Raw genomic sequence first — 6,622 nt, 5'->3', positions numbered from 1 at the left:
GTTGCGGCCCGCGGGGCTCCCGGTGGCGCGGCGGCGGCCGCCGAGCGGCGCCGGCGGCCGGTACCGGCGGGCGGTCGATGGTGCGGTCATGGCTTCCTCTCCGAAGCTGGCGGGCGGCGGTGCGGGGCGGCGGGGGCGCCAAGGGGAAGCGCCCCCGCCGCGGGCCTACTCGTCGAGCGCTTCCTGGACCTTGGTCTGGGCCTCGGCGAGCAGGGCGTCGATGTCGCCGCCGGCGACCGCCTGCTGGGTGAGCTCGTCGACCGCGCTGAGCACGTCGGTGGTGTTGACGACGCCGGGCAGCAGCGGCTGGCCGGTGCCGGCGATCTCGGTGAGCGAGGCGACGACCGGGTTCTCGGAGACGGACTCGGCCGGGATGTCGGTGCGCAGGGGCGGCCAGCCGGAGCCGAGCGACCAGGCGACGGAGTTCTCGTCGTTGAGGAAGAACGAGAAGAACTCCTCGGCGGCCTCCTGCTCGGCGCTGGAGGTGTCGACCGTGACGGCCATGGAGACGCCGATCGCGGAGGCGGCCTGGGCGGCCGGTCCGGCCGGGAGCGCGGCGATGCCGTAGTCGATGTTGTTCTCGGTGGCGATGGAGGCCATCCAGGGGCCGCCGACGGTCATCGCGGCCTGGCCGCCGCTGAAGAGCTCGTCCGCGCCGACGCCGTCGACGCCGGTGGGCGAGATCTGGTCGCCGACGATCGCGTTGCTCCAGAACTGGAGGGTCGCGGCGTTCTCGGCGGAGTCGATGACGGCGGTGCCGTCCTCGACGATGCCGCCGCCGTTCGCGTAGAACAGGGACGGCCACAGGCCGTTGGCGACGGTGGCGTGGTCGGGCAGGACCACCCCGTACTGCTCGGGCGTGCCGTCGCCGTCCTCGTCCACGGTGAGCTGCTGGGCGGTGGCGACCCACTCGTCCCAGGTCTGCGGGAACGCGGTGACGCCGGCGTCGTCGAAGAGCGCCTGGTTGTAGTAGACGGCGAGCGGCACGAAGCCGGTGGGCACGCCGTACTTGACGCCGTCGACGGTCTCCATCTCGACTGCGCCGGGGTTGAGGTTCGCGGTGTTGCTGGACTCGTCGGCGTAGAAGTCGTCGAGGTCGGCGAACGCGCCCTTGTCGGCGTAGACGGGGAGGCGCTCGGCGGGCATGGCGACGATGTCGGGGCCCTCGCCCGCGGACAGGGCCGTCAGGAGGGTGTCGTCGATGCTGGCCCAGGTCTTGAGTTCGGTCTTGATCTCGACGTCGTCGTGGGCGGCGTTGAACTCGTCCACGATGCCCTGGAGGACGTCGCCGTCGGCCTCGGTGTAGCCGTGCCAGAAGGTGAGTTCGACCGGTCCGCCGTCGTCGCCGGCCGAGCAGCCGGTGGCGGTGATGGCGAGCGCCGCGCCGACGGCCCCCGCGAGGATTCGCTTGCGTGTCATTTCGGAGTTCCCTCTCAAAGCGAGACTGCGCTGTCTGCGCGTCGTCCAACGCCGAGTCCGAAACCTTCGTTCTACAACGTTGTAACTTCTGGATCGTAGGAACATCGCCCGCCCGCTGTCAACGCCCCGGGGCGTTCCGATCCACTTCTTTCCCGTTTCGTGATCATGGCGGGGACCAGCGGATACGTCAGAACAGGGTAAACCGGCACTGAAATTCTACAACGTTGTAAACGTGAGGTGCCGCCGATCCGGCGCGATTCGGGCTCACGCGGGCGGGGCCGACTCGCGCTCGATGACGGCGAAGTCGGCCGCGCGGGTGCGCGGCTCGGCGGCGGCGCCCTCGCGGCCGATGCGCGCCAGGAGCGTCTCGACGGCGGTGCGGGCGATCCACTCGCGGCCGGGGTCCACGGTGGTCAGCGACGGGATCGCGTAGGCGGCCTCGTCGAGGTCGTCGAAGCCGAGGACGGCCACGTCCTGGGGGATGCGCAGGCCCGACTCCTGGAGGACGCGCATCGCGCCGAGGGCGAGGGTGTCGTTGAAGCCGAAGACCGCGTCGAACGCGACGCCGCGGTCGAGCAGGTCGTGCATGGCGTGCGCGCCGTCGGCCCGGTGCCACAGGGTCGCGCGGGCCACCAGGCGCTCGTCGTACTCGATGCCGTTGGCGGCCAGGGCTTCGCGGTAGCCGCGCAGGCGCAGGCGGGCCGAGCCCATGACCTCGGCCTCGTTCTCGCCGATGACGGCGATGCGGCGGCGCCCGGAGGCGATCAGGTACTCGGTGGCCGCGCGGGCGGCTTCGACGTTGCGCATCGTCACGTGGTCGCACGGCCAGTCGAAGGTCCGCTCGCCGAGCATGACGACGGGGAGCGGCCCGCCGAGCGCGGGGGCGTCCTCCTGGCCCAGGCCCAGGGGGCTGAGGATGAGGCCGTCGGTGCGGTTGAGCCGGGGGCTCTGGAGCAGGGCCAGCTCGCGGTCGCGGTCGCCGCCGGTCTGCTCCACGAGCGTCACGAGCCCGGCCTCCTCGGCCGCGGCGATGACGAAGCTCGCGAGTTCGGCGAAGTAGCTCAGGTTGAGCTCGGGCACGGCGAGGGCGATCGTGTCGGTGCGGCCCGAGCGCAGGCTGCGGGCGCTCAGGTTGGGCTTGTAGCCGAGCTCGGCGATGGCGCGCTCGACCTTCTCGCGCGTCGCGGGCCTGATGTGGGGATACCCGTTGATGACGTTCGAGACGGTCTTGAACGACACGCCCGCCAGTTCTGCGACGTCGCGCAGGGTCACCGCCATGGAACCTCACTTCGGTCAACGGGCACGGTCGGCCACGATTCTACAACGATGCAAATCCAGGGAACCGCAGATGGACGGCGGTGGCGTCGTCATGGCGCTTCGCGCCGGGGCGCGGATCGCGGTCGCCCTCCTCGCGCACGAGGTCCAGGGCCGCGCCGACGCCGGCGTCGAAGACGAGGCCGAGCACGTCGGGCCAGGTCCGGTCGTAGCGGTCGACGAGGCGGGCCAGGCCGTCGGTGCACAGCAACAGGTCGGCGACCGGCGCGAGGTCCGCGGTGCCGGTGCGGGCCATGGCCGCCGCAGCGGGGTCGGTGGAGGCGACCCAGAAGCCGTTGCCGCGGTTGCGGACCCGCGCGACGTAGTCGACGGGCCAGCGCCGGACCCCGGCGAGGTCGACCGCGGGGACGCCGGGGAGGGCCGCGAGCCGGTCGTCGGTCTCGATGCGGCTCTTGCCGTCCCGGTCGCGCCAGGCAATGGTGCAGTCACCGAGGAGGAGCCATTCGAGTTCGGCGCCCCAGCGGACGAGGCCGACCGTGGCGCCGGGAGAGACGGGGTTGGCGAGATCGCAGGTGGCGGCGTGCCGGTCGTTCACGGCCGCGATGGCGGCGGCGAGGATCTCGGCGAGCGGGAGGTGTTCGGCGATGCGGTCCGCTATGGACTCGGCGAGACCGCTGACGTACCAGGGGACGTCGTGGACGCAGCCGTCGTCGGGGTAGCGGGTGATGCCGTCCAGGACCAGCGCCCAGGTGTCGGCGACGAGGTGCAGGTCCTCGTTGGGCGCCGACGATCCCGGGCGCGACTGTGCCTCCCACTTCAGCGCCCTCGCCTCGATCATTGCGCCAGCCTACGGGAGGCCCGCCCGTGCGGGCTCCGGCGGCCGCGGGCCGGTGAACGGACAGCGCTCTCCCGTGAAATCTCGATAACGATCGCGTTTCCAAATGATTGAGAGTTCAAGCACTTTTTACCGTCCGCGGCAACGGAAGCAACCGCAAGTCCACAAGTGAGTTAGTACGCGCGTCCGAATCACCAGGTCCCGGGCGCAAGGACTCGAAGCGCGGCTTTGATCGCCCTCGTTGACTTCAGGGCCCGGCGGTCCCATACTTCCGAAAAGACTGCATAATATTGGCTTGCCAAACATCTCAGCCCCAGCTTTCGCCAGGAGCACCGTTGACCGACGCCCCCTTCAGAGAACGCTCTCTGACCAGCGCCGACGGCTGCGTGACGGTGACCGTCGCCGCCGGAGCCGCACCCCGGTTCGAACTCGCCCCCGCCGCTGAGCGCATGTTCACGCGCGACCTCGCCGAGCTGATCACCTTCACCGCAAGGGAAGCGGCGCACGCCGCGATGGAGGACGCCCTCGCCGACGGTTCCGGCCCCGACATCGGCGAGGCCATCGAGGCGCTCACCGAGTTCCGCGACGGCATCCGCGAACGCGGCTTCGCCGCCGTCATCGCGGAGCGCGCCGAAGCGCTCGAAGACGAAGCGGCCCAGGAGGAGCAGCGGCCGGCCCGACAGGAGCGGCCGTTCCAGGGGAAGGGACTCGCGCTCGACCCGTCGAGCCTGGCGACCCTCGATGCGGCCCTTGACATGTGGAAGCGCTTCCAGGCGACGCCGCCGGGCACCGGCGCGGGCGAGGAGCCCGGCCCGGTCGGCCGCGCCAAGAGCGAGTCCAGACTGGTCACCGTCGAGTCGACCCTCGAATACCCCGTCGCACAGGTGATCCTCTCCAAGAAGGCCCTGGAGATCGGCGCCAGGGGGCTGTCACTGGAGCTCACCGAGACGGCCGCCGCCGCGGTCGCCGACCTCGACGCCAAGCAGTCGGCCTACCTCACCGGCCTCGGCCTGCCCGTCGGCCCCGACGAGGCCAAGGCGGCCGTGTCGGAGGCGGAGCGGGTGGGCAAGGACGGCGTCGGCCTCGTCACCGACCTGCGCGCCCAGCAGGACCGGATCGCCGCAATGTTCAAGGACGGAGGGCACTTTGCCTGAGATCGACCCCCAGGTCCTGCGGGACCTCTCCGACGGCATCGTCGCCGACGTCGCGCCCAAGATGGAAGAGGCCATGCCGATCATCCCCGAGATCCGCGAGCTCGACCAGATGCTCATGGTCTCGGTCGACATCTCGCTCGCCTCGGCCCACATCCTCGCCAGCGGCTACATGATCGAGATGATCCAGGGCGCCGCCGAATGCTTCAACTCCCTCAACACCGCCCTCGCCGAGACCGCGCAGTCCTGGGAGGACTCCGACGGCGCGGTCGCGGACAGCTTCAAGTGACCAGCCGCGTCGCGCCGCCCGGCGCGGCCCATTGAAAGGTAAGTCCCCCATGGCATACCAGGCACCCGACCCGGAGCAGTTCGCCGGGGCCTCGGAGGCGTACGGCTACATGGCACCGCTCGCCGCCGTCAACATCACCCTGCCCTCCTTCGTCTTCGGCGGGCCGTGCGTCCAGCTCTCCCGCATCATCTACCTGAACCAGTGCAACCCCGGCGACATCCTCACCGGGGCCGCGCAGTGGCTCCAGATGGCCCAGAAGTTCGACGAGGCGCGCGAGGCGTTCCAGGCCCGCCTCGACGGGCTCTCGCCCGAGGCGTGGGTCGGCGAGGACCGCGACGCCTTCGACGAGAAGGCCCAGAAGATCGTCAACCAGCTCCAGGCGATCCACGCGTTCGCGATGCACCTGGGGATCTCGATGTTCGCCATCGGGCTCATGCTGTGCGTGATGATCCCGATCATGCTCGTCATGGCGACCGTCCTCATGGCGCTGGCGGTCACCACCCTGATCGTGCAGCAGTTCGTGCCGGCCGGGCCGATCATGGCGCTGTCGTGGCGGGCCACGGCGATGACGTTCGGCGCCACCTCGCTCGCGGCGCTCAAGGTCATGGACGAGGCGTGCGGCATGGCCGCGCGGGTCCTCGCCGGGTTCATCGGGGCGAACATGGTCCTGACGTGGATCAACATGGCCGCCAACGGGAACATCATCAGCCCGGCGTCCACGATCGGGTCCACCGGCTACAGCTTCCTCCAGGGCCTCGCGCAGCTGGCGGTCGTGAAGATCATGGCGCCGGGGAAGACCGCGGGCAAGGGCGGCCCGCTCGGCGGCGCCAACACGATCCTGTCCAAGGCCGGGCCCGTCCTCCTCGGCGGCGTCGGGGCCCAGGGCATCTACAACATCGGCAACAGCGCCGCGGGCGACGACGCGCCCAACAAGATGAAGGACGCGGGCGTCGACGTCGGCGCCTACGACTTCATCCCGGACACGTTCGGGGACCAGGCGAGGGCCGGGGACGAGGCGCCGAGCTGGCGCCCGGACGGCTCGAAGCCCGAACCCGAGGGCGAAGGCGCGGAAGGCGAAGAAGTGGCCGCCTGACCCGGAGCCCCCGCGTGGCTACCGATCAGTATCGTGGACGCGCCTAATTGAATACCAGGTATTTATACCCTTTCGGACGATCGCGGCACCGTACCCACACGCCGGCCGCGACTGGCACAGATCGGCGACCCCATGGCAGCAAGAGAGATCGACCCCGAGGCGATCCAGGAGTACAAGACCCTGATCCAGGAGCAGCTGGACCACCTCGACGAGATCATCCCCCGGCTCAAGAAGGGACAGGTCCTCGGCAGGCTCCCCGCGTTCGGCCAGCTCGACGCCTCCGCGACCGCGCGGACCAACTACGAGACCTTCCACTCGACCACCTGGGACAACCTCCAGAACCTCCGCGTCTCCCTGAGCGGCATGATGGAGACCCTCCAGTCGTCCTCGGACAACGCGGAGGAGACCGACGAGGCGGCCGCCTCCGAAGTGATCGACTACGGGTCCGAGCTTGGCTAGCGGGGCGCGGCGCACGCGCGGCGCCGCCGCGCTCACCGCCGCCGCGGCGCTGGCCCTCGCGGGCTGCTCCGCCGCCGACACCGGGAGCGGTGAGTCCGACG

7 protein-coding genes are annotated in these 6,622 nt (G+C 70.6%); 4 read left to right on the top strand and 3 right to left on the bottom strand.

The genetic code is table 11. The features are described from left to right. Nucleotides 1-165: 165 nt before the first annotated feature. From DI269_RS14595 to DI269_RS14585, 3 genes are all read right to left on the bottom strand, one after another. Nucleotides 166-1,419, bottom strand: a complete 1,254-nt coding sequence (locus tag DI269_RS14595; RefSeq protein WP_112137039.1) for an ABC transporter substrate-binding protein — start codon at nucleotides 1,417-1,419, stop codon at nucleotides 166-168. Between the two features lie 264 nt (nucleotides 1,420-1,683). Further along, entirely contained in the window at nucleotides 1,684-2,697 is a 1,014-nt protein-coding gene (locus tag DI269_RS14590) for a LacI family DNA-binding transcriptional regulator (protein WP_112137037.1), read from the bottom strand. A 40-nt stretch (nucleotides 2,698-2,737) separates the two neighbouring features. Further along, entirely contained in the window at nucleotides 2,738-3,532 is a 795-nt protein-coding gene (locus DI269_RS14585; protein WP_112137035.1) for a protein phosphatase 2C domain-containing protein, read from the bottom strand. 332 nt (nucleotides 3,533-3,864) lie between these two features. Here DI269_RS14585 and DI269_RS14580 point away from each other — a divergent pair, with 332 nt between their 5' ends. The 4 genes from DI269_RS14580 (at nucleotide 3,865) to DI269_RS14565 (ending at nucleotide 6,521) form a co-directional block, all read left to right on the top strand. Next, complete coding sequence (locus tag DI269_RS14580; RefSeq protein WP_112137033.1) at nucleotides 3,865-4,683, top strand: hypothetical protein; 819 nt, start codon at nucleotides 3,865-3,867, stop codon at nucleotides 4,681-4,683. After that, nucleotides 4,676-4,969 carry a hypothetical protein gene (locus DI269_RS14575; RefSeq protein ID WP_112137031.1) on the top strand — a complete coding sequence of 98 codons (294 nt, stop codon included), beginning with the start codon at nucleotides 4,676-4,678 and terminating at the stop codon, nucleotides 4,967-4,969. Before DI269_RS14580 ends, DI269_RS14575 begins: the two co-directional genes overlap by 8 nt. 49 nt (nucleotides 4,970-5,018) lie before the next feature. Further along, entirely contained in the window at nucleotides 5,019-6,062 is a 1,044-nt protein-coding gene (locus tag DI269_RS14570; RefSeq protein WP_112137029.1) for a hypothetical protein, read from the top strand. Nucleotides 6,063-6,194: 132 nt separating this feature from the next. Continuing rightward, the gene (locus tag DI269_RS14565; RefSeq protein ID WP_112137027.1) at nucleotides 6,195-6,521 is read left to right on the top strand and encodes a hypothetical protein; all 327 of its coding nucleotides are present in this window, start codon (nucleotides 6,195-6,197) and stop codon (nucleotides 6,519-6,521) included. Nucleotides 6,522-6,622 lie beyond the last annotated feature (101 nt).

The sequence above is a fragment of the Glycomyces dulcitolivorans genome, assembly GCF_003265355.1.
Lineage (GTDB): Bacteria > Actinomycetota > Actinomycetes > Mycobacteriales > Micromonosporaceae > Glycomyces > Glycomyces dulcitolivorans.
This window is presented reverse-complemented; position numbering and strand designations above follow the sequence as displayed.

What these genes read in the sequence shown, in the direction of transcription:
- DI269_RS14590 (WP_112137037.1), bottom strand. Translation starts at nt 2,697, where the DNA reads ATGGCGGTGACCCTGCGCGACGTCGCAGAACTGGCGGGCGTGTCGTTC.
- DI269_RS14595 (WP_112137039.1), bottom strand. Translation starts at nt 1,419, where the DNA reads ATGACACGCAAGCGAATCCTCGCGGGGGCCGTCGGCGCGGCGCTCGCC.
- DI269_RS14565 (WP_112137027.1), top strand. Translation starts at nt 6,195, where the DNA reads ATGGCAGCAAGAGAGATCGACCCCGAGGCGATCCAGGAGTACAAGACC.
- DI269_RS14570 (WP_112137029.1), top strand. Translation starts at nt 5,019, where the DNA reads ATGGCATACCAGGCACCCGACCCGGAGCAGTTCGCCGGGGCCTCGGAG.
- DI269_RS14585 (WP_112137035.1), bottom strand. Translation starts at nt 3,532, where the DNA reads ATGATCGAGGCGAGGGCGCTGAAGTGGGAGGCACAGTCGCGCCCGGGA.